Source organism: Streptomyces humidus, from assembly GCF_014649655.1.
Taxonomy (GTDB): Bacteria; Actinomycetota; Actinomycetes; order Streptomycetales; family Streptomycetaceae; genus Streptomyces; species Streptomyces humidus.
Map to the genome: position 1 here is coordinate 41620 of NZ_BMTL01000001.1, position 21830 is coordinate 63449.

Here is a 21830-nt window from a genome sequence, read left to right on the forward strand (position 1 = left end):
TGGAAGGCTCCGCCATGCCCACACGCATACCCGAAGTCGTCCGAAAGGCGGCTTTCGCCCTCACCGTCTCCACCGCCCTCCTGCTGAGCACCACCGCATGCACCGGCCAGTCCCCCTCCGGGGCCGGCGACGACGCGTCCAAGGAGCAGACCATCACCTTCTGGCACGCCTGGAGCGCGCCGAACGAGGTGAAGGCCGTGCGGGCCCTGGTCGCGGGCTTCGAGAAGACGCACCCCGGCATCCATGTGAACGTCGTCGGCAACATGACCGACGACAAGATCAACCAGGCGCTGCGCGCGGGCGGCAGCAAGGCGCCCGACGTCATCTCGTCGTTCACCACCAACAACGTCGGCAAGTTCTGCTCCTCGGGCGCCCTGGTCGACCTCAACCCCTTCTTCGAGAAGGCGCACATCGACCCGGGGACCACCTTCCCGAAGGCGATGAACCAGTACACCCAGTACGAACGCGACCGCTGCGCGGCCCCCCTGCTGGGCGACGCCTACGGCCTCTACTACAACAAGACCGCGTTCGCGAAGGCGGGCATCAAGGCCCCGCCGAAGACCTGGTCCGAGTTCGAGGCCGACGCCAAGAAGCTGACGATCCCTCAGGGCGACTCGTACAAGCAGCTCGGGTTCATGCCGGACTACCACGGCTGGGAGACGACGACCGAGCACTACATGGGCCAGTTCTCGCCCACCTACTTCGACAGGTCCGGCAAGTCCACGATCGCCACCGACCCGGCCGTCGCCGCCGCCCTCACTCTGCAGAAGAGGCTCGTCGACGGCCTCGGCGGCTTCACGAGGCTGGAGAGGTTCCGGGCCGGCCTCGGCGACGAGTGGGGCCCCAGGCACCCCTTCCAGACCGGCCAGGTGGCCATGCAGCTGGACGGCGAGTGGCGTCTGGGCATGGCGATGGAGGCCGAGCCCGACTTCGAGATCGGCGTCGCCCCGCTGCCCGTGCCCGACGACCGGGCCGCCGGGTACGGCAAGGGCTACATCACCGGCACCATCGCCGGCATCGCCGCAACCAGCAAGAAGCAGAACGCCGCCTGGGAACTGCTGAAGTACATGACCACCGACACGGGCGCGGTCGTCGCCTTCTCCAACGCCATCCACAACGTGCCGTCCACGCTGGCCGCGCTGAAGTCCCCCGACCTGAAGTACGACCCGCGCTTCAAGACGTTCCTGGACATCGCCGCCGACCCGGACTCGACGACCTCCCCCGCCTCGGTCAACGGCGGCGTGTACCTCACGACCATCCAGCAGCTCGGCTACGACTACGAGAGCGGCAAGGTCACCGACCTGCGGGCCGGCCTGGAGAAGGCCGCGGCGCAGATCGACACGGACATCGCACAGGCGAAGTAGCGATGGCCGCCGCCCACACGCTGAAGGCGAAGCACCGGCGCTCGGCGCTGCGCACCCTCGCCTTCCTCTCGCCCTGGTTGACCGGGTTCGCGGTCTTCTTCGCCTACCCGATGATCTCGACGGTCTACTTCTCGTTCATGCACTACGACGGCTTCAGACCGCCGGCCTGGAGCGGCACGAGGAACTGGACGTATGTCTTCGCGCACTACCCGTTCTTCTGGCCCGCCCTGCGCAACACCCTCTGGCTGGTCGTGATCATGGTGACGCTGCGGGTTCTGTTCGGTCTGGGGATCGGCCTGCTGATCACGAAGATCAAGACGGGCACGGGGATCTTCCGCACCCTCTTCTACCTGCCCTACCTGGCCCCGCCGGTGGCCGCGACCATGGCGTTCGCGTTCCTGCTCAACCCCGGCACGGGCCCGGTGAACTCGATCCTGGAGAGGGCGGGCGTCCCGGCCCCGGGCTGGTTCGACGACCCGGACTGGTCCAAGCCGGCGCTCACGCTGATGTTCCTGTGGGGGGTCGGCGACCTGATGGTCGTCTTCATGGCGGCGCTGCTCGACGTGCCGAAGGAGCAGTACGAGGCGGCGGAGCTGGACGGCGCGTCGGCATGGCAGCGGTTCCGGTACGTCACCCTGCCCGCCATCTCGCCGATCATCATGTTCGCCGTCGTGACCGGCGTGATCGCGGCGATGCAGTGCTACACCCAGCCGCTCGTCGCCGGGAAGGTCGCCTCGGGCGTGATCCAGGGCGCGGGCACCATGTTCGAGCCCGGCTACCCCGAGCACTCCACGCTCACCCTCCCCCAGCTCGTCTACAACCTCGGCTTCCAGCGCTTCGACTACGGCTCCGCCTGCGTCGTCGCCCTGGTCCTGTTCGCCCTGTCGATGGCGTTCACCGCGCTGTTGATGCGTCGCCGGGGCGGCCTCATCCAGGCAGGTGACTGAACCGTATGACCCAAGTACTGGACCGCCCGGCCGAGTTGACGGCTCCGTCCTCGCCCGCCGAGCGCACCGCCCGCCGCAGGGCGCTGCTGGAGTGGATCGCCGTCCACTCCCTGGGCGTGGCGGCCGCCCTCTTCTTCACGCTCCCCTTCGTGTTCGTGTTCCTCACCTCCCTGATGAGCGACTCGCAGGCGCTCAGCCGGGACCTGATCCCGCACACCTGGGAGTGGGGCAACTACCGCAAGGTCTTCGACACCCCCGGCTTTCTCACCTGGTGGCGGAACACGCTGCTCTACGCGGGCCTGGGCACCGTTCTCACCGTCGTCTCCTCGGTGCCCGTGGCGTACGCGCTGGCCAAGTTCCGTTTCCGGGGCCGCAGTCTGACGCTGATGCTGGTGATCTCGATGATGATGCTGCCGCCGCAGGTGGTCGTCATCCCGATGTACCTGTTCTGGGCCAGGCAGCTGGACCTGTCGGGCACCCTGTGGCCGTTGATCGTCCCGCTGGCGTTCGGCGACGCGTTCTCGATCTTCCTGCTGCGCCAGTTCCTGATGACGATCCCCGACGAGTACGTGGACGCGGCGAAGGTGGACGGCTGCGGCGATCTGCGCACCCTGCTGAAGGTCGTCCTGCCGATGGCCAGGCCCGGCATCGCCGCCGTCGCCCTCTTCCAGTTCTTCGCCGCCTGGAACGACTACTTCGGCCCGCAGATCTACGCCTCCGAGAACACGGACGCGTGGACGCTCTCCTACGCCCTGGAGTCCTTCAAGGGCGCGCACCACACCGACTGGAACCTCACCATGGCGGCCACCGTGCTGGTCATGGCCCCCGTGATCCTCGTGTTCTTCTTCGCCCAGAAGGCGTTCGTCGAAGGTGTCACCCTCACCGGAGTGAAGGGTTAACAAGGCATGAAACTCACCGTGGTCGGCGGCGGCTCGACCTACACACCCGAACTCGTCGACGGCTTCGCGCGTCTGCGCGACACCCTTCCCGTGGAGGAACTGGTCCTCGTCGACCCGGCGGCCGACCGCCTCGAGCTCGTCGGCGGGCTCGCCCGGCGCATCTTCACGCGCCAGGAGCACCCGGGCCGGATCGTCACGACGTCCGACCTGGACGCGGCCGTCGACGGCGCCGACGCCGTGCTGCTGCAGCTGCGGGTCGGCGGCCAGGCGGCGCGTCTGCAGGACGAGACCTGGCCTCTGGACTGCGGCTGCGTCGGACAGGAGACGACCGGCGCGGGCGGCCTCGCGAAGGCGCTGCGCACCGTCCCGGTGGTCCTGGACATCGCCGAGCGCGTCCGCCGGGCCAACCCGCGCGCGTGGATCATCGATTTCACCAACCCGGTCGGCATCGTGACCCGCGCCCTGCTCCAGGCGGGGCACCGGGCCGTCGGCCTGTGCAACGTCGCGATCGGCCTGCAACGGAGGTTCGCGGCCCTGCTCGACGTCACGCCGGCCGAGGTGCACCTCGACCACGTGGGCCTCAACCACCTCACCTGGGAGACCGGGGTACGGCTGCACGGCCCCGAGGGCGACGACGTCCTGCCGGGCCTGCTCGCCGGCCACGCCGAGACGATCGCCGCCGACCTGCGGCTGCCCCGCCCGCTGCTGGACCGCCTGGGCGTGGTCCCGTCGTACTACCTGCGCTACTACTACGCGCACGACGAGGTCGTACGGGAACTGCGCACCAGGCCGTCGCGGGCGGCGGAGGTGGCGGCGATGGAGAAGGAACTGCTGTCGCTGTACGCCGACCCGGCCCTCGACGAGAAGCCGGCGCTGCTGGCCCGGCGCGGCGGGGCCTTCTACTCGGAGGCGGCGGTGGACCTGGCGGCGGCGCTGCTGACCGGCTCGGGCAGCCCTTACCAGGTGGTGAACACCCGCAACGACGGCACACTGCCCTTCCTCCCGGACGACGCGGTGATCGAGGTCCAGGCGGCGGTGGGCCCCAAGGGACCGTCCCCGCTGCCGGTCCCGGCCCTCGACCCGCTCTGCGCCGGCCTGACGGCGCACGTCAGCGCGTACGAGGACCTGGCGCTGGACGCGGCCCTGCGCGGGGGCCGCGACCGGGTGTTCAAGGCGCTCCTCTCCCACCCCCTGATCGGCCAGTACGAGTACGCCGAGGAGCTGGCCGACCGGCTGGTCGCACACAACCGGGAGCACCTCGCGTGGGCCTGACGGCAAGCGTGCTCGCCATCGACGCGGGCAACAGCAAGACGGACGTCGCGGTCGTGGCGGCCGACGGGGAGGTGCTCGCCACGGCCCGCGGCGGCGGCTTCCGGCCGCCCGCGGTGGGCGTGGCGGCCGCCGTGGACGCCCTGGCGGACACCGTCACGCGCGCGTACGAGGCGGCCGGGGTCACGGCCGCGTCCCATGTCTCGGCCTGTCTGGCCAACGCGGACCTGCCGGTGGAGGAGGACCGGCTGGCGACGGCCCTGCACGCACGCGCGTGGGGCACATCCGTGGAGGTCCGCAACGACACCTTCGCGATTCTGCGGGCGGGCGTGGCCGACCCCCGGGGCGTGGCCGTGGTCTGCGGCGCCGGCATCAACTGCGTGGGGATGCGCCCCGACGGCCGTACCGCCCGTTTCCCGGCCCTCGGCCGCCTCTCCGGCGACTGGGGCGGCGGCTGGGGGCTGGCCGAGGAGGCTCTGTGGCACGCGGCGCGGGCGGCGGACGGCAGAGGCGGGCCGACAGCCCTCACCCGCACCCTCCCGGCCCGCTTCGGCCTGCCGAGCGTGTACGCCCTGATCGAGGCCCTGCACCTGGAGCGCATCCCGTCGGCCCGCCGCCACGAACTGACCCCGGTCCTCTTCGCGACGGCGACGGAGGGCGACGCGGTCGCGCGCGCGGTCGTCGACCGCCTGGCGGACGAGGTGGTGACGATGGCGACGGTGGCGCTGGCCCGCCTGGAACTGCTGGAGGAGGAGACGCCGGTCCTGCTGGGCGGAGGAGTCCTGACGGCGGGCCACGGGCAGTTGGACGACCGGGTGCGTGAACTGCTGGCGGCCAGGGCCCCCAAGGCGGTGGCCCGGGTGGTGCGCGCGCGGCCGGTGCTGGGCGCGGCGCTGCTGGGCCTGGACCGGGTGGGAGCGGCGGCGGACGCCCGGCGCACGACCCGCGACTTCTTCGAGGCCTGAAGGCGGGAAGCCCAAGGATCCGGGGGCGCGGAGCCGCATCGGCACGGCGGCCGCGCCGCCGGCGTGCGCCCGGCTCGCGTCCGCCCGCCGCTCACCCCGCGAGCCCCCGGAAGGAACCGAACACCCGTCGAAGACGTATTCATGAACAGGGGTGACTTGCGATCTGATCAAGATCCGGCGAAGGCCGGTGCGCACGACACCTCCCGCCCGCGATACTGACCGGCGGGAGATGACCATGGGGGAGGTCAAGCAGTGGCAGACCTGGCAAGCCCGCCGACCGGCACGACACCACCGCCGGCGCGCCGTACGGCGTTCGCCGAGGGTGTCGACACGGTCCGCGCCGCGGCCACGACCGAACCGGGGCGGCTGCGCATCATCGGCGCCCTCCTCGCGCTGCTCGTCCTCGCCTTCGGCGCGGTGACGGCCTGGCAGACGACCGACCGCGAGGCCGCCGCCGACGACGTGCTGTACAAGAGCCAGCCGCTCAGCTCGGCCGCCGCCGACATCTACCGCTCGCTGGCCGACGCCAACACGGCCGCCTCCAGCGGCTTCCTGGCGGGGGGCCAGGAGACGGCGGCGTCCCGGCAGCGCTACGAGGAGGACATCGACAAGGCGGCCGCGGAGCTCGTCACCGCGGCGAGCAACGCCGATCCCGGCTCCCCCTCCACGGAGTTCATCACCCGGCTGAACAAGCTGCTGCCCGAGTACAAGGGCCTCGTGGAACGCGCGCGGACGTACAACCGGCAGGGCTTCCCGGTCGGCGGCGCCTATCTGCGCTACGCCAACGAGAAGATGCAGGACGAGATGCTCCCGGCGGCGGAGGACCTCTACCAGCTGGAGAACCGGCGCCTGCGGGACGACTACGGCGACGCGACCCCCTACCCGTGGGCGGCGATCGCGCTGGGCGTCGTCGCGCTGGCCGGTCTGGCCCGGGCGCAGCACCGCGACTACCGCCGGACGAACCGTGTTCTGAACCACGGCCTGGTCGCCGCGTCGGCGGCCACCGCGGTCGTCCTGCTGTGGCTGGTCGTCGGCCACACGGTAGCCCGCTCGGGTCTGCAGTCCTCCTACGACGACGGCGTCCGCTCGCTGAACGTCCTGCACGACGCCCGGATCGCCTCCCTCAAGGCACGCGGCAACGAGAACCTGACGCTGGTGTCGCGCGGCGCCGAGACGGTGAAGGTGACGGCCGACGGCGACGAGATCACGCTCGACAAGTACGACCACGAGTTCACCACCGACATGGGAGCCCTCGACAAGGGCCTCTCGCTCGCGGCGAGGCTCGCCGACGACCGGCCGGGCGAGAAGCCGGTGGCGACGGCCGAGAGCAACATGGCGGAGTGGAAGAGGCGCCACACGGTGGCCCGCGCCCAGGACGACAACGGCAACTACGAGCAGGCGCTGGCCCTGGTGATCGGCGGCAAGGACGCGACCGGCGCGTGCTTCGACGGCGTCGACAAGAACCTGGCGATCGCGCTGGCGCACGAGGAGGCCGAGTTCAGGCAGGCCGCCGGCAACGGCCTGGACGCGATGACCGGCCTGTCGATCGGGGCCGCGGTGCTCGCCGTGCTGGGCGCCGCGGGCGCGCTCCTCGGCATCGGCCGCAGACTGTCGGAGTACCGGTGATGGGGGGCGTGACGATGCGTACGCGACGTGTGCGGGCCCGGCTGCGGGGCTGGGGCGGAGTAGGGGCGATGGCGGCCGTCTGCGCCCTCGCCCTGGCGCTCGTGCTGATGCTGCCGTGGGCCCGCTCCGGCGGCGCGGCGGTCCCCGGCCGGGGCGGCGGCAAGGTCGCCGCGGCGAGCCAGGCGGCGGACGCGGCCTGCAAGGATCCCGAGAAGCAGACCCTGTCGCCGTCGAGCGCCGACGGCCCGACGATCGCCGCGATCAAGGCCCGGCAGGGCGAGAAGCGCAAGCTGATCGTCGGCGTCGACCAGAACAGCTACCGCTGGGGCTACCGCGATCCCAACAACACCGGCGCGGCGCTGGAGGGCTTCGACATCGACCTGGTCCACCGCATCGCCCAGGACATCCTCGGCGACCCGGACGCGGTCCAGTTCAAGGCCATCCCGACCAACCAGCGCGTCCCGGCCGTCCAGGAGGGCCGGGTCGACATGGTGGTGCGCACGATGACGATCTCCTGCTCCCGGCTCGACGACGTGGCGTTCTCCGCGCCCTACTTCAAGACCGGCCAGCAGGTCCTCGCCCCCAAGTCCTCGAAGATCACCGGCTACGACGCCACCCTGGCGAAGTCCAAGGTCTGCTCGGCGGCCGGTTCGACGGCCAACACCCGGCTGGCCGACGACGAGAAGGCCGGCAGGCTCGGCGCCGGCGTCGACATCGCCACCACCGTCCCCAACCAGCTCGACTGCCTGGTCCGGCTGCAGCTCGGCGAGGTCGACGCGGTGGTCACCGACGGCGCGCTCGCGGCCAGCCAGGCCGCCCAGGACCCGACGGTCGAACTCAAGGGCGCCCCCTTCACGACCGAGTACTACGGGGTGGCGATGAAGAAGGACGCCGACGACCTGGTCCGGAGGGTCAACCAGATACTGGTGCAGTACCGCGCGAACGGCTGGCAGGCGTCGTACGACACATGGCTGTCGGCGACACTGGGCTCCGACGCGACGACCTCCAGACCCCCCGCACCGCAGTACCTGCGCACGAGCTGACAGCCCGCGAGGGGGCAGGGCGGCGGAGCAGGGACGGACGACCACCGGCAGACGACCACCAGCAGGCGAACACCGACGGACAACCACCGAGCGGGCAACCGACACAGCAGCGAGAGGTGATCGATGGGCGTCACGGGACCCCCCGGGCCGGTGATGGACCGGGACGAGGTCGACCGTGCGCTGGCGCGGCTCGGCGCGGAGCACGAGGCGATCGAGACCTCGCTCCTCGCCCTGCAGGACCACGCGGGCCGCAGACTCCTCGAAGGCGCCGAGCTCACCGGCGTCACCAAGGAGCGCTGGGCGTCCGCGGAGGCGTCGATCACGTTGCTGTGGGCGTACTTCGACGCCTACACGGACGCGTTGCGCGGCGCCCGTGAGATCCGCTCGCGCCGCCGCTGGTCCAGTCGCGAGGATCTGGCGGAGCTGACGGAGCTGTTGCGCGGCGAGTCCGTCACGGTCGCCGGATCGGTCGCCCAAGCGGTCGCCGGATCGGCCGAGGCCGCGACGCCGCAGGGCACGGCCAAGCTCAGCCGGAGCTTCTCCCTCTCCACCCTCGTCGACCGGATGAACGAGCTGTACGCGTCCTCGCTCGACATGGTCGTCACCGCCGACGCGGTGTGGTCGGCGCTGCCCGCGCGGATAGATTTACTGGCCGCCGAGCTCCAGCGCACGCGCCGGCTGGCGCACTCCGTCGGCGTCCGCCCCGGCGAGCACCCGGCGGGCGACGACCTGGAGCGCATCACCCGCACGCTGACGTCCCTGCGTGAGCAGGTGGTGTCGGACCCGCTGGCCTTCTGGGTGCGCGCGCAGGGCAGTTCCGCGCCGGGCGGCGGCCGTCCGGACACCACGGTGTACGACCGCGAGGCGCGCGCCCTGGAGGACGTGCGCCGGGAGATCGACGCCGTGCTGACGGTCCGCCAGGACGCGGAACAGCGCCTGGTGCGGCTGCGGGACGTCCTCAGTCGCGCCGACCGCACCCTCGCCGAGGCGCGCACCGCGCGCGGCGAGGTGCTGGCGAAGATCGCCGCCACCGAGGTGCCGGTGGTCAGCGGCCCGCCGACCGTGCTGCAGGAGCAGCTCGCGACGGCCGCCGAGTACCGTCGCCACGCCCAGTGGCACCGCCTGTCCCCGCTCCTGGAGTCGCTGGAGCAGAAGGCGGAGGACGAACTGCTGCGCGCCCGCGAGTCGTTGACCGCGGTCACCCAGCCACTGGCGGTCCGCGCGGAACTGCGCGGCCGTCTGGACGCGTACAGGGCGAAGATCACCCGGCACGGGCTCGCCGAGGACCCGTTCCTCATCGAGCGCTACGACGCGGCGCGCCGCATGCTGTGGAGCGCGCCCTGTGATCTGCGCGTCGCCGAACAGGCCGTCCTGCGCTACCAGCAGGCGGCCGCCGAACAGCTCAGGGCGCCGCGCGTGACGGAGCAGGGCGGCCTTGAGGACCGCAGGGGGGAGCAGTAGCCATGAGTCAGGCAGGGCAGTCGTGCCAGCGGCCGGGCTGTGAGGGGTCGTACGAGGATGTGGGCGGCGGCGAGCTGTACTGCGACCACTGCGGCCTGGCCCCGGTCGTCTCGTCCGGGAGCGACCCCTCCGCGGGAGGTCCGGTCGGCTCACCGTCGACCGGGGCGCCCCGGAGCGGCAAGGGTTCGGCGGACAGCGCCGGTTCGGCCGCCGGCGGGCACAGCGCCCGCAGCGCCCGCAGCACGCGCACGTCCTCGCAGTCGTCGAAGTCGCGCCGCTCGGTGTCCGGGCGGCTGTCGCGCTCGGTGTCGGGGAAGTCGACGGGGCGTTCGGTGTCGGTGCGCAGCTCCGGCTCGACCGCCGGCTCCTCCGGCCGGACCCGGCTGGGCGTCGGCCTGGTGTCGGTGCCGCAGGTGCCGAAGCCCGACCCGCGCGCGATGGTGCAGGAGAACCCCGAGGTGCCGGAGCGCAAGCGGTTCTGCTCGCGCTCCGACTGCGGTGCCCCGGTGGGCCGTTCGCGCGGCGAGCGGGAGGGACGCACGGAGGGCTTCTGCACCAAGTGCGGCCACCCCTACTCCTTCGTGCCGAAGCTGAAGGCCGGCGACGTCGTGCACGGCCAGTACGAGGTCGTGGGCGCTCTGGCGCACGGCGGGCTCGGCTGGGTCTACCTGGCCATCGACCGGCCGGTGCACGACCGGTGGGTCGTGCTGAAGGGCCTCCTGGACACGGGTGACCAGGACGCGATGGCCGCGGCCATCTCGGAGCGGCGCTTCCTCTCCGAGATCGAGCACGCCAACATCGTGCGGATCTACAACTTCGTCGAACACCTCGACCAGCGCACCGGCTCCCTCGACGGCTACATCGTCATGGAGTACGTCGGCGGCAAGTCCCTCAAGGAGATCGCCAACGACCGCCGCACCCCGCAGGGGAAGCGGGACCCGCTCCCCGTCGAACAGGCCTGCGCGTACGGCATCGAGGCGCTCGAGGCGCTCGGTCATCTGCACAGCCGCAACCTGCTGTACTGCGACTTCAAGGTCGACAACGCGATCCAGACCGAGGACGAGCTCAAGCTGATCGACATGGGCGCGGTCAGACGGATGGACGACGACACGTCGGCCATCTACGGCACGGTCGGCTACCAGGGCCCGGAGGTCGCAGAGGTCGGGCCGTCGGTCGCCTCCGACCTGTACACGGTGGGCCGGACGCTCGCCGTCCTCACCTTCGACTTCCAGGGCTACACGACCGTCTTCGTGGACTCCCTGCCCGACCCCGACACCATCGAGGTCTTCCGCCGGTACGAGTCGTTCTACCGGCTCCTCGTCCGCGCCACCGACCCCGACCCGGCGCGCCGGTTCGCCTCCGCGCAGGAGATGGCGGAGCAGCTGACCGGCGTGCTGCGCGAGGTCGTCTCGCTGCAGAGCGGCCGCGCCCGGCCCGCGCTGTCGACCCTGTTCGGGCCGGAGTTGAAGGTCACGGACACGGAGCTGTTCCCCAAGCTGGACGGGGAGGTCTCACGGCTGGGCGCACGGGTGGAGGCCGGCTCCCGTCGGCTGTTCGGAGGTTTCGGGGGCGGCCGGTCCGCCAGGCCCGCTCCGGCTCTCGCGGGCGGGCCGGGCGGCGCGGTCACGCCGTCCGGCGCCCCGGGCACCGCGCCCGGCCTGCCCGGCGCGCCCGGCACCGCACCGGCCCTCGCCTTCGCGGGCGGCGCCGGCGTCGTCCCCGCGGGCGGCCCGCTGCCGGGCGCGGGCAGCGTGGCGGCGGGTACCGGCGGCGGACCGCCGGGGGTGCACGGCGGCCCGGCCTCGGCCGGCGGCGTGCCCGCGGTGGTGCCCGGCGGCCTGGTGAAGACCGTCCCCGCACCGGCCGCGGCTCTCGCGCTGCCCGTCCCCCATGTCGACCCCTCCGACCCCGACGCGGGCTTCCTCGCGGGCCTGTCGGCGTCGGCTCCGGCCGAGCTGATCCAGGCCCTCACGGCAGCGCCGGCGCCGTCGGTCGAGACCCGGCTGCGGCAGATCCGCGCCTGGCTGGAGAACGGCGACCACCAGACGGCCTTCGCCTCCCTGCGCAAGCTGGAGGACGAACGGTCCGACGACTGGCGGGTGGTCTGGTACCGGGGCGTGGCCTCGCTGGTCACCGGCGACCACGAGGGCGCCGCGCTGGCCTTCGACGCGATCTACGACGCCTTCCCGGGCGAACCCGCGCCCAAGCTGGCGCTCGGCCTGTGCGCGGAGGTGCTGGGTCAGCTGGACAACGCCGCCGAGTACTACCGCCTGGTGTGGTCGACCGACCCGAGCTATGTCAGCGCGGCGTTCGGCCTGGCGCGCGTCCAACTGGCAGCCGGGGACCGCGCCGGCTCCGTCCGCACGCTGGAGTCGGTGCCCGAGTCGTCCATCCACTACACGGCGGCGCGGGTCGCGGCCGTGCGCGCCCGGCTCCGGCAGCGGACGGCCCTCGCCTCCGACGTACCCTTCCAGGAGGACCTCGTCGCCGCCGCGGCCCAGGTCGAGGCGCTGGACGGATACGGCCTCGATCCGACGCGGCGGGAGCAGTTGTCCGCCGAAGTCCTCGGCTGCGCCCTCGACTGGATACTCTCCGGTGGCCAGGGCGCCGCGCCGGCCGCCCGGGCGCTGCTCGGCAGCGAACTGGACGAGCGAGGGCTGCGCTTCGGGCTGGAGCGCTCGTACCGCACGCTGGCCCGGCTGGCGACCGGCGGCGAAGAGAGGATCGACCTGGTGGAACGCGCCAATCGTTACCGCCCCCGGACGTGGGTGTAGTCAATGTCGCAGATGCCCCGGCAGGCCGCCCTGCCGACGTGTCCGAGTTGCGCGGAGCCGTTCGACGCGGGTGACCGTTTCTGCGGTGCGTGCGGATACGACCTGTCCGCCGTGCCGCCGCGCCCGGACGACCATCCGACCCTCACGATGACCGTCTCCGCGCAGTCGCCTCCCGCACAGCCGGCTCCCGCGCAGTCGCCTTCCGCGCAGGGGACGACGCACCGCACGGGGACGGTCGGAGCCGAGGCGCCGGGCGCGAACGGCGCGGCCGTCCCGGGTGCCGGCGCGAACGGCGCCGCCGGCGTGTCCGGGGTCCCGCTCCCGCCGCCCGCGGCGGCGGCCCCCGCCGCGCCCCGCACCGCCCCGGCCGCGCCCGTCGCCGGCGTCCGGTTCGACCGGCCGTCGGAACCCGACGAGTACGCCCTGCAGGCTCCCGACCCCCGGGTGGCCGCCGAGGCCGCGGCGGTGGCCGAGCCCGCCAAGGTGTGCGTGGCCTGCCGCGCGGGCCGGGTGGACGACGACGGGTACTGCGAGAACTGCGGACACGCACAGCCGCGCGAACGCGACCACATGGAGGCGGAGTCGGGCCCGATCGCCGCCGTCAGCGACCGCGGTCTGCGCCACCATCGCAACGAGGACTCCTTCGGTCTCGGCCGCACCGCGCTGCCCGACGGCTCGCCCGCGCTCGTGGCGATCGTCTGCGACGGCGTGTCCTCCGCGACCCGCCCCGACGACGCCTCCCTGGCCGCCGCGAAGGCGGCGAGCGAGTCCCTGCTGGCGGCCCTGCCACTGGGGGCGCATCCTCAGCAGGCGATGCACGAGGCGATCGTCGCCGCCTCGCACGCGGTCAACGCGCTGGCCGACGAGCCGGCCACGGCCCGCGAGCAGGCCCCGCACCAGAACTCCCCCGCCTGCACTCTCGTCGGTTCGGTCGTCACCGCCGGCCTGCTGGTCGTCGGCTGGGTCGGCGACAGCCGCGCCTACTGGGTTCCCGCGGACCGCAGTTCGCCCCCGGCCCGGCTCACCGAGGACGACTCGTGGGCCGCGCAGATGGTCGCCGCGGGCCTGATGAGCGAGGCGGAGGCCTACGCCGACGAGCGCGCCCACGCGATCACCGGCTGGCTCGGCGCCGACGCCTACGAACTGGAGCCGCACACCGCTTCCTTCAAGCCGGACCGGCCCGGTGTGGTGGTGGTGTGCACGGACGGCCTGTGGAACTACGCGGAGGCCGCGGAGGAGATGGCGGAGATCCTCCCGCCGGACGCCGCGGTGCGACCGCTGCACAGCGCACGGGTACTGGTCGGCCACGCCCTCGACGGCGGGGGCCACGACAACGTAACAGTGGCCCTCGTGCCGTTCCCCGCCGCCGTCCAGGGGGCAGGATCGGCCTGAGGCCGCGGTGCGGAAGAACCGGGACACCGGAGACACCGCCGGCACGGGGAAGCACGCGCACGGACCGGTGGGGACCGGTCCGGGCCCAGACATCGCCCTGCGAACGCGGGGTTTTCCTAGGGGGATCTGAGCAGGCATGGCCAATTTCTCGAAGTCGAACGTGCCGCAGTTCTCGGTGGACGTCTACCAGAACGAGTACCTGCCCGAGGGCGGTCGCGAGGTCAACGCGATCGTCACGGTCACGGCCACCGGCGGCGGCACGGTGGGCAACGCGGTCGCCGCGCCGCACCTGTACGCGCCGGGCCAGGGCCCGTCCGCCGCCGTGGCGATCATGGTGGACTGTTCCGGCTCGATGGACTATCCGCCGACCAAGATGCGCAACGCCCGTGACGCCACCGCCGCCGCCGTCGACACCCTGCGCGACGGCGTGCACTTCGCGGTGATCGGCGGCACGCACGTCGCCAAGGAGGTCTACCCGGGCAGCGGCCGGCTCGCCGTCGCCGACGCGACCACCCGCGAGCAGGCCAAGCAGGCGCTGCGCCGGCTGAGCGCGGGCGGCGGCACGGCGATCGGCACCTGGCTGCGGCTGGCCGACCGGCTGCTGTCCACGGCCGACGTCGCCATCCGGCACGGCATCCTGCTCACCGACGGCCGCAACGAGCACGAGTCGCCGCAGGACCTCAAGGCCGCCCTCGACGACTGCGCCGGACGGTTCACCTGTGACGCCCGCGGTGTGGGCACCGACTGGGAAGTGAAAGAAGTCACAGGGATCGCCTCCGCCCTGCTCGGCACGGCCGACATCGTCGCCGACCCGGCCGGCCTCGCCGCCGACTTCACGCAGATGATGGAGACGGCGATGGGCAAGGAGGTCGCGGACGTCGCCCTGCGGCTGTGGACCCCGGTCGGCACCGCCGTCAGGTTCGTGAAACAGGTCGCGCCGACGGTCGAGGATCTGACCGGACGCCGCACCGAGGCGGGCCCACGCGCCGGCGACTACCCCACCGGTTCCTGGGGCGACGAGTCCCGCGACTACCACGTGTGCGTCGAGGTCCCGGCGGCGAACGTGGGCCAGGAGATGCTGGCCGCGCGCGTCTCGCTGGTGATCCCGCAGCCCGGGAGCGCCTCCTCCTCGAGCGGAGCCGAGAACGCGGGAGGCGCCGTCCACAACCTGGGGGCGCAGGGGCTCGTGCGGGCCGTGTGGACCGACGACATGACCGCCTCCACGTCGATCAACCCCCAGGTCGCGCACTACACGGGTCAGGCTGAACTGGCTCAGGTCATCCAGCAGGGACTGGACCTCCGCAAAGCGGGCGATATGGATGGAGCAACGGCCAAACTGGGCCGGGCGGTACAGCTCGCGAGCGTCTCGGGGAACGCGGATACTGCGAAACTGCTTGCGAAGGTGGTGGACGTGGTCGACGCCACGACAGGTACTGTGCGACTGAAGGCCAAGGTCGCGGACGCCGACGAGATGACGCTCGAGACCCGGTCCACAAAGACTGTTCGTGTGAAGAAGTGACCTGAACGGGCTTCCGGGACACCGAAGGCCTCTGGGACACCGAAGGAGAGAGGGGGACGCGCCGACATGCCGACCTGCCCGAACGGACACCAGTCGGGTTCCGACGACTGGTGCGAGGTCTGCGGTCACCGCATGGCCGGTGCCGTACCCCCGCCTCCTCCCCCGCCGCCCCCGCCCGCCGGCGGCTATGGCTTCCCGCCGCCGCCCGGCCCCGGCCAGGGCGGTCAGCCCGGCGGACGTCATCCGTCCTCCGTGCCCCAGCACGAGCCCGAGCTCTGCCCGCAGTGCCGCACGCCCCGTGAGGGCGGTGCGCCGTTCTGCGAGGAGTGCCGCTGGAACTTCCTGACCAACACGGCGACCTCGTACACCCCGGCCGCCCCGCGCCCGCCGGCCTCCGGCCCGGGTGTGGGCCCGGGCGGTCCGGGTCCCGGCGGCCAGGGTCCCGGAGGTCCCGGCCCCGGCGGCGGCCAGGGTCCCGGCGGCCAGGGAGGGCGGTTCCAGCCGCCGCCTCCGTCCTACGGGGGCGCGGACCCCTTCGACTACCAGGGTTCGCGCCCGTCCCAGGTGAACCGTCCCGCCGAGCCGATCCCACCGTTCGGCGGCGAGTTCCCGGGACCGGGCGGACCCGGCGGTCAGGGCGGTCCGGCCGGCGGTCCGCCGCCCTTCGGACGCGAACCCACCGGTCCGGGGGGACCCGGCGGCCCCCCGCCGGGCGCGTACGGGCGTGAGCCGGGCGGCCCGGGCGGCAGCCCCTTCGGACGCGAGCCCTCCGGTCCCGGCGGCCGTCCTCCCGGCCCGCCCACGGACCCCTTCGGACGCGAGCCGTCCGGCCCGCCCACGGACCCCTACCGACGTGAGCAGCCCGGGCAGTCCTCCGACCCCTTCGGACGCGAGCCCGCCGGCGACCCCTTCGGACGCGAGCCCTCGGGCCCCGGCGGCCGTGCCCCCGGCCAGGGCGGTCCCGGTCAAGGAGGTCCCGGCCAGGGCGGTCCTGGTCAAGGCGGTCCTGGTCAAGGCGGTCCGTCCGGCTTCGGCGGCGCCCCCTCGCGGCCCGTTCCGCCGCCGCCCGGCCCCACCCCCGCGGGCGGCCCCGGCTTCCCGGGCCAGGGCGGCCCCGGCAACCCCGGTGGCCAGGGCGGTCAAGGCGGTCCCGGTGGGCAGGGCGGTCCCGGTGGCCAGGGCGGCTTCGGACAGGGCACCGGTCCCGGAGGCCAGGGCGTTCCGCAGGCCTTCCAGCCGTCCGGTCCGTCGGCCCCGTCCGGCTTCCCCCAGGAGACCGGCCGTCCACAGCCCGGCGGCCGGCCCTTCGGCGGCGGTGACGACGACTGGGTGCTCTCCCCGCCGTCGAACCGAGGCCCCGGCCAGGGCGACCCCAGGAACCCCGGCCCGGCCCAGGGCGGCGGTGGCTACGGCTACCCGCAGCCCGGCGCCACCCAGGCTCCGCCCCCGCCCGGCCCGTCGTTCCCGCAGCATCAGCAGCAGCCGACGACCTGGACGGCGACGATCGGCCCGGACCGCGCGTACTTCATGGCGATGATGCACCGCTCCGGCCCCGAGGCCGCGGGACTGAACCTGCCTTCGTACTCGCCCGAGCAGCAACGCACGCTCACCGGCAACCAGATCACCATCGGACGCCGTCGTCACTCCACCGGCGAGACCCCCGACATAGACCTGTCGGTGCCGCCGGAGGACCCGGGGGTCTCGCACCAGCACGCGGTGCTGGTCCAGCAGCCGGACGGCAGCTGGGCCGTCGTCGACCAGAACTCGACGAACGGCACCACGGTGAACGGCTCGGAAGAACCGATCCAGCCGTTCGTCCCGGTCCCCTTGCAGGACGGCGACCAGGTACACGTCGGCGCCTGGACGACGATCACGATCCGCCGCGGCTGAACGCGGCCCGTCCGGGGTCTGTTGTCAGGCCTGCGCCGCGGCGGGACCCGACGAACCCGGCAGGGGCCACGCGTACGGCCCCTCCGGCGCGTCCAGCCAGGCCCACGCGTGCCCGGGACCGACCGTGATGCCGTAGCGCTCCCGTCCCGGCATGCCCTCGCGCTCCCACAGGACGTACGCGTCCCGCGGGTCGAGGGCGTCCCGGGTCAGGGCCAGCAGGAAGCGGAACCGGTCGCTGTGCCTGGCCCGGTGCGGCACCCCGGCGAGCGCCACCGGTTCCGGATCGTGCCGGTCCGCCCCGCGCAACGGCACGAAGAAGGCGGCGGTGCGCAGGAAGCGTCCCTCGGCATGTCCGGCGTCCCGCACGGTCAGCACGATCAGACCGGTGGCCAGCGGCGCCAGGACGAGCGCACCGGGCGTGCACTGGGCGAGCCAGGCGGACGGAATCGACCCCGTCATGCAGGTCGCGATGATCCGGTCGAAGGGGGCGCGTCCGGGGACACCACGCGCCCCGTCGCCGGTGACGACGGCCGGCCGGTATCCGGCGTCGGCGAGGTGTCTGCGGGCGGACTCGGTGATCTCCGGATCCAGATCGACGGTGGTGACGTTCGCGTCGCCGAGCCGGTACGACAGCAGCGCCGCGTTGTAGCCGGTGCCAGCGCCGATCTCCAGGACCCGGGCACTGTCCTCGACCCGCAGCTCGGCCAGCATCAGCGCCATCAGCGACGGCTGGCTGCTGGAGGAGAGCAGGGCGCCGTCGCGGATCCGAGTGGCCAGCGGGACGTCCTCGTAGGCTCCGCGCAGCCACCGTTCCCTGCTGCGCGGGTCGGGGCTCTCGCACCAGCGCCGTTCGTAGCCGCCGGCGCCGCTGACGTAGTAGTAGGGCACGAAGAGGTGACGGGGCACGGTCGCGAAGGCCTCCCGCCACCGCGGGTCGGCGGCGAGGGCGCCGCTCGCGTCGATCTCGCGCACCAGCGCGGCCCGCTCCGAGACGGCGAGGTCCGCGAGTCCGCCGCCGAGTTCGTGCTCACCCATGCCACCACTGTGCGGGGCGGCACACTCCGAGGCGAACCTGGCCGCACGTGCGCGTGTCGGCGGCCGGTGATCGCGACCGGACGCCGGTGATCGGTGATCGGGGTCCGGTGGCACCGGTCCTGCGGCCTTGCGTCCTCCGTCCTCGCGTCTGAGACCATGGGAGGCGTGAAAGAGATTCGGCGCGGCACGCTTCAGGAGCAGACCTTCTACGAGCAGGTCGGTGGGGAGGAGACCTTCCGCCGGCTGGTCCACCGCTTCTATCAGGGAGTCGCCGAGGACCCGGTCCTGCGGCCCCTGTACCCGGAGGAGGACCTGGGTCCGGCCGAGGAGCGGTTCGCGCTGTTTCTCATGCAGTACTGGGGCGGTCCGACGACGTACAGCGAGCACCGCGGCCACCCGCGACTGCGCATGCGGCACGCGCCCTTCGTCGTGGACCGGGCCGCGCACGACGCCTGGCTGAAGCACATGCGCGAGGCGGTCGACGAACTCGGCCTGTCCGAGGAGCACGAGCACACGCTGTGGAACTACCTGACGTACGCGGCGGCTTCGATGGTGAACACCCCGGAGTGACCCCCCGAGGGGCATCCTCGACGTCGCCGGACGCCGGCGTGAACCGTCACATCGCCCGGGCCGACGGGATCCGTGAGGTCAGCGGACGCTGACGTCGAGCACTCCCAGGCTGCCCGGCCGCCGTACGGCGATCGCCCCGTACGGTGTGCGCAGCCGCAGCCACGCGCCGCGCGAGAGCAGCGCGAGGTCCCCGGAACGCGTCGAGGGCCGCAGGAAACCCAGCGACCGGGCCGCGTGCACGGCCCGCACGGGAAGGCCGGTGTCGCCGACCGTCCGGGACCAGATCTCCCGCCCGATCCGGTCGAGTTCGGCTCGCGTCCGCAGATCGGCGGCCAACTCCTCGGTGCGCGAACGGAATTCGGCAACGGCCGCGCCGACCGTCGCCGACAGCGCGTCCGGCGGGGGCAGCGCCGGACCGGTGCGCCAGCCGCCGCGCGGCGGCAGCACACCGGCCCACGGTGGCCCGGTGACGGCGGCGGGGACGGCGGCCGTGGCGGCGTTCTCGTCGACGGCCTCCAGCAGCTCACCGGCCGACACGGTCACGTCCAGCGTGACGTCCAGGCCGTTCTCGTAGGGCTTGGCCAGCCGGACCGCGCGGACGGCGAGCACCTCGAAGGACGGCGGCCGGCCGAAAACGGCGAGCGCAGTGCCGGCCGCCTGCAGCCGCACGGCCGCCCCACGGTCGTAGTGGAGCAGCCGGGAGAGGAAGGCCGCGAGGTCCGCCGCCTCCCCCTCGTCGGCGAGGTGGAACGCCGTCATGCGGCGACGGCCTCCTTGCCGGCCTCCTGGGCGTCGTCCCGGTACTCCGCCAGGAACTCGCGCTCCTCCGCGGTGAGCCGGCGCGGACGCTCGGCCTCGAAGTCGAACGGCACGACCACCGTCGAGGCCCGGACGTAGACGTGGTCGCCGTCCTTCACCTCGGAGGTGATGGTGAAGGACGCGGCCCTGATCTCCGTGATCCACAGCTCGATGTCCACCGGCGTGTGCCGGTGGACGAGCTGCCGCTTGTAGTCGATCTCGTGGCGCGCCACCACGGACCCCTGCCGGAAGTCCTTCTCCGGACGGAACAGGAAGTCGATACGGGCTTCCTCCAGGTAGCGGATGAAGACCGCGTTGTTGACATGGCCGTAGGCGTCCATGTCGGACCAGCGCAGGGGACAGCGGTAGAGGTGGCGCAAGACCGATCAGCCCCGGGTCAGCTTCTTGTAGGTGGCGCGGTGCGGACGCGCGGCGTCCGGTCCCAGCCGCTCGACCTTGTTCTTCTCGTACGACTCGAAGTTGCCCTCGAACCAGAACCACTTGGAGTCACCCTCGTAGGCGAGGATGTGCGTCGCGACCCGGTCCAGGAACCACCGGTCGTGGGAGACGACCACGGCCGCACCCGGGAACTCGAGCAGCGCGTTCTCGAGGGAGGACAGGGTCTCGACGTCGAGGTCGTTCGTCGGTTCGTCGAGGAGGAGCAGGTTGCCGCCCTGCTTGAGGGTGAGCGCGAGGTTGAGGCGGTTGCGCTCACCACCGGAGAGCACACCGGCCGGCTTCTGCTGGTCCGGGCCCTTGAAGCCGAAGGCTGAGACGTACGCGCGGGACGGCATCTCGACCTGTCCGACGTTGATGTAGTCCAGCTCGTCGGAGACGACGGCCCACAGCGTCTTCTTGGGGTCGATGTTCGAGCGGCTCTGGTCGACGTACGAGATCTTGACGGTCTCGCCGACCTTGATGGATCCGGAGTCCGGCTCTTCCAGGCCCTGGATCATCTTGAACAGCGTGGTCTTGCCGGCGCCGTTCGGGCCGATGACGCCGACGATGCCGTTGCGCGGGAGCGTGAAGGAGAGATCGTCGATGAGGACCTTCTCGCCGAACGCCTTCGAGAGGTTGTTGACCTCGACGACGATGGAGCCCAGCCGCGGGCCCGGCGGGATCTGGATCTCCTCGAAGTCCAGCTTCCGCATCTTGTCGGCCTCGGCCGCCATCTCCTCGTACCGGGCGAGACGGGCCTTGGACTTGGCCTGCCGCCCCTTGGCGTTGGAGCGCACCCACTCCAGCTCTTCCTTGAGCCGCTTGGCGCGCTTGGCGTCCTTCTGCCCCTCGACCTTGAGACGGGTCGCCTTGGTGTCGAGGTAGGTGGAGTAGTTGCCCTCGTAGGGGTGGGCGCGACCGCGGTCGAGCTCCAGGATCCACTCGGCGACGTTGTCGAGGAAGTACCGGTCGTGGGTGACGGCGACGACGGTGCCGGGGTACTTGGCGAGGTGCTGCTCCAGCCACTGCACGGACTCGGCGTCCAGGTGGTTGGTGGGCTCGTCGAGCAGCAGCAGGTCGGGGGCCTCCAGCAGCAGCTTGCACAGCGCGACGCGGCGGCGCTCACCGCCGGAGAGGTTGGTGACGGGCCAGTCGCCGGGCGGGCAGCCCAGGGCGTCCATGGCCTGCTCCAGCTGGGTGTCCAGGTCCCACGCGCCTGCGTGGTCGAGGTCCTCCTGCAGCTTGCCCATCTCGTCGAGCAGCGCGTCCGAGTAGTCGGTCGCCATCAGCTCGGCGACCTCGTTGAAGCGCCTGAGCTTGCCCATGATCTCGGCGGCGCCGTCCTGCACGTTCTCCAGAACGGTCTTGGACTCGTCGAGCGGCGGCTCCTGCAGGAGCATGCCGACGCTGTAACCGGGCGACAGGAACGCGTCGCCGTTGGAGGGCTGCTCGAGCCCCGCCATGATCTTGAGAACGGTGGACTTACCGGCGCCGTTCGGCCCGACCACACCGATCTTCGCGCCGGGCAGGAAGCTCAGCGTTACGTCGTCAAGGATGACCTTGTCGCCGTGTGCCTTGCGCGTCTTGCGCATGGTGTAGATGTACTCAGCCAAGAGAAACCGTCCGGCAGCTTGAAATCAGGCAGTGGGCAGATACACCCCATCTTGCCGGACGGCTACCCCTGGGGGGAAACCCGTTCGGTCGAGGCTCTGTGACCTGGGGTTTCACTGTTGACAGGTGCGGGACGTCTGCGGCGGTTGCTGTCGAGTGGCCTCGGGGAACCTCGGACGGCCCGGAGACGGCCCAGGATTGATCACCACGGTCCGGCCGGTCGGCCACG

At 72.4% G+C, this 21830-nt stretch carries 17 protein-coding genes; 13 read left to right on the forward strand and 4 right to left on the reverse strand.

Annotated elements, in window-relative coordinates; all coding sequences use genetic code 11:
* Window positions 1-14 precede the first annotated feature (14 nt).
* The 12 genes from IE239_RS00180 (at window position 15) to IE239_RS00235 (ending at window position 17149) form a co-directional block, all read left to right on the forward strand.
* Window positions 15-1364 carry an ABC transporter substrate-binding protein gene (locus tag IE239_RS00180; RefSeq protein ID WP_190147129.1) on the forward strand — a complete coding sequence of 450 codons (1350 nt, stop codon included), beginning with the start codon at window positions 15-17 and terminating at the stop codon, window positions 1362-1364.
* A 2-nt stretch (window positions 1365-1366) separates the two neighbouring features.
* A complete protein-coding gene (locus tag IE239_RS00185) occupies window positions 1367-2311 on the forward strand; it encodes a carbohydrate ABC transporter permease (protein WP_190147130.1) in 945 nt (314 codons plus the stop codon).
* A gap of 5 nt (window positions 2312-2316) precedes the next feature.
* Complete coding sequence (locus tag IE239_RS00190; protein ID WP_190147131.1) at window positions 2317-3210, forward strand: carbohydrate ABC transporter permease; 894 nt, start codon at window positions 2317-2319, stop codon at window positions 3208-3210.
* A gap of 6 nt (window positions 3211-3216) precedes the next feature.
* Complete coding sequence (locus IE239_RS00195; protein ID WP_190147132.1) at window positions 3217-4482, forward strand: 6-phospho-beta-glucosidase; 1266 nt, start codon at window positions 3217-3219, stop codon at window positions 4480-4482.
* Window positions 4473-5444, forward strand: a complete 972-nt coding sequence (locus IE239_RS00200; protein WP_190147133.1) for an N-acetylglucosamine kinase — start codon at window positions 4473-4475, stop codon at window positions 5442-5444. The genes IE239_RS00195 and IE239_RS00200 overlap by 10 nt, the downstream gene beginning before the upstream one ends.
* Window positions 5445-5696: 252 nt before the next feature.
* Window positions 5697-7070, forward strand: coding sequence for a GlnX family signal transduction membrane protein (locus IE239_RS00205; RefSeq protein WP_229877626.1), 1374 nt, complete (start codon window positions 5697-5699; stop codon window positions 7068-7070).
* A 14-nt stretch (window positions 7071-7084) separates the two neighbouring features.
* Window positions 7085-8113 carry a glutamate ABC transporter substrate-binding protein gene (locus tag IE239_RS00210; RefSeq protein ID WP_190147134.1) on the forward strand — a complete coding sequence of 343 codons (1029 nt, stop codon included), beginning with the start codon at window positions 7085-7087 and terminating at the stop codon, window positions 8111-8113.
* Between the two features lie 123 nt (window positions 8114-8236).
* Complete coding sequence (locus IE239_RS00215) at window positions 8237-9574, forward strand: coiled-coil domain-containing protein (RefSeq protein ID WP_190147135.1); 1338 nt, start codon at window positions 8237-8239, stop codon at window positions 9572-9574.
* Between the two features lie 2 nt (window positions 9575-9576).
* On the forward strand, window positions 9577-12348 hold the full coding sequence (locus tag IE239_RS00220) for a serine/threonine-protein kinase (protein ID WP_190147136.1): 2772 nt from the start codon (window positions 9577-9579) through the stop codon (window positions 12346-12348).
* 3 nt (window positions 12349-12351) lie between these two features.
* The gene (locus IE239_RS00225; protein ID WP_190147137.1) at window positions 12352-13740 is read left to right on the forward strand and encodes a PP2C family protein-serine/threonine phosphatase; all 1389 of its coding nucleotides are present in this window, start codon (window positions 12352-12354) and stop codon (window positions 13738-13740) included.
* 136 nt (window positions 13741-13876) lie between these two features.
* The gene (locus tag IE239_RS00230; RefSeq protein WP_190147138.1) at window positions 13877-15259 is read left to right on the forward strand and encodes a vWA domain-containing protein; all 1383 of its coding nucleotides are present in this window, start codon (window positions 13877-13879) and stop codon (window positions 15257-15259) included.
* Window positions 15260-15325: 66 nt separating this feature from the next.
* Window positions 15326-17149, forward strand: a complete 1824-nt coding sequence (locus tag IE239_RS00235; protein ID WP_190147139.1) for an FHA domain-containing protein — start codon at window positions 15326-15328, stop codon at window positions 17147-17149.
* 24 nt (window positions 17150-17173) lie between these two features.
* Here the strand turns inward: IE239_RS00235 and IE239_RS00240 are convergent, their stop codons facing one another.
* A complete protein-coding gene (locus tag IE239_RS00240; RefSeq protein WP_190147140.1) occupies window positions 17174-18184 on the reverse strand; it encodes a methyltransferase domain-containing protein in 1011 nt (336 codons plus the stop codon).
* A 156-nt stretch (window positions 18185-18340) separates the two neighbouring features.
* Here IE239_RS00240 and IE239_RS00245 point away from each other — a divergent pair, with 156 nt between their 5' ends.
* The gene (locus tag IE239_RS00245) at window positions 18341-18754 is read left to right on the forward strand and encodes a globin (RefSeq protein WP_190147141.1); all 414 of its coding nucleotides are present in this window, start codon (window positions 18341-18343) and stop codon (window positions 18752-18754) included.
* A gap of 78 nt (window positions 18755-18832) precedes the next feature.
* Here the strand turns inward: IE239_RS00245 and IE239_RS00250 are convergent, their stop codons facing one another.
* From IE239_RS00250 to ettA, 3 genes are read right to left on the reverse strand one after another with little or no spacing between them, the layout of a single operon-like run.
* Window positions 18833-19513, reverse strand: a complete 681-nt coding sequence (locus IE239_RS00250; RefSeq protein WP_190147142.1) for a DUF8010 domain-containing protein — start codon at window positions 19511-19513, stop codon at window positions 18833-18835.
* Window positions 19510-19932, reverse strand: a complete 423-nt coding sequence (locus IE239_RS00255) for an acyl-CoA thioesterase (RefSeq protein WP_190147143.1) — start codon at window positions 19930-19932, stop codon at window positions 19510-19512. Before IE239_RS00255 ends, IE239_RS00250 begins: the two co-directional genes overlap by 4 nt.
* A 6-nt stretch (window positions 19933-19938) precedes the next feature.
* Window positions 19939-21603: an energy-dependent translational throttle protein EttA gene (gene ettA / locus IE239_RS00260; protein WP_190147144.1), complete on the reverse strand. Its 1665-nt coding sequence runs from the start codon at window positions 21601-21603 to the stop codon at window positions 19939-19941.
* Between the last annotated feature and the right edge of the window lie 227 nt (window positions 21604-21830).

What these genes read in the sequence shown, in the direction of transcription:
- IE239_RS00180 (WP_190147129.1), top strand. Translation starts at nt 15, where the DNA reads ATGCCCACACGCATACCCGAAGTCGTCCGAAAGGCGGCTTTCGCCCTC.
- IE239_RS00185 (WP_190147130.1), top strand. Translation starts at nt 1,367, where the DNA reads ATGGCCGCCGCCCACACGCTGAAGGCGAAGCACCGGCGCTCGGCGCTG.
- IE239_RS00190 (WP_190147131.1), top strand. Translation starts at nt 2,317, where the DNA reads ATGACCCAAGTACTGGACCGCCCGGCCGAGTTGACGGCTCCGTCCTCG.
- IE239_RS00195 (WP_190147132.1), top strand. Translation starts at nt 3,217, where the DNA reads ATGAAACTCACCGTGGTCGGCGGCGGCTCGACCTACACACCCGAACTC.
- IE239_RS00210 (WP_190147134.1), top strand. Translation starts at nt 7,085, where the DNA reads ATGCGTACGCGACGTGTGCGGGCCCGGCTGCGGGGCTGGGGCGGAGTA.
- IE239_RS00215 (WP_190147135.1), top strand. Translation starts at nt 8,237, where the DNA reads ATGGGCGTCACGGGACCCCCCGGGCCGGTGATGGACCGGGACGAGGTC.
- IE239_RS00220 (WP_190147136.1), top strand. Translation starts at nt 9,577, where the DNA reads ATGAGTCAGGCAGGGCAGTCGTGCCAGCGGCCGGGCTGTGAGGGGTCG.
- IE239_RS00225 (WP_190147137.1), top strand. Translation starts at nt 12,352, where the DNA reads ATGTCGCAGATGCCCCGGCAGGCCGCCCTGCCGACGTGTCCGAGTTGC.
- IE239_RS00230 (WP_190147138.1), top strand. Translation starts at nt 13,877, where the DNA reads ATGGCCAATTTCTCGAAGTCGAACGTGCCGCAGTTCTCGGTGGACGTC.
- IE239_RS00235 (WP_190147139.1), top strand. Translation starts at nt 15,326, where the DNA reads ATGCCGACCTGCCCGAACGGACACCAGTCGGGTTCCGACGACTGGTGC.
- IE239_RS00240 (WP_190147140.1), bottom strand. Translation starts at nt 18,184, where the DNA reads ATGGGTGAGCACGAACTCGGCGGCGGACTCGCGGACCTCGCCGTCTCG.
- IE239_RS00245 (WP_190147141.1), top strand. Translation starts at nt 18,341, where the DNA reads ATGGGAGGCGTGAAAGAGATTCGGCGCGGCACGCTTCAGGAGCAGACC.
- IE239_RS00250 (WP_190147142.1), bottom strand. Translation starts at nt 19,513, where the DNA reads ATGACGGCGTTCCACCTCGCCGACGAGGGGGAGGCGGCGGACCTCGCG.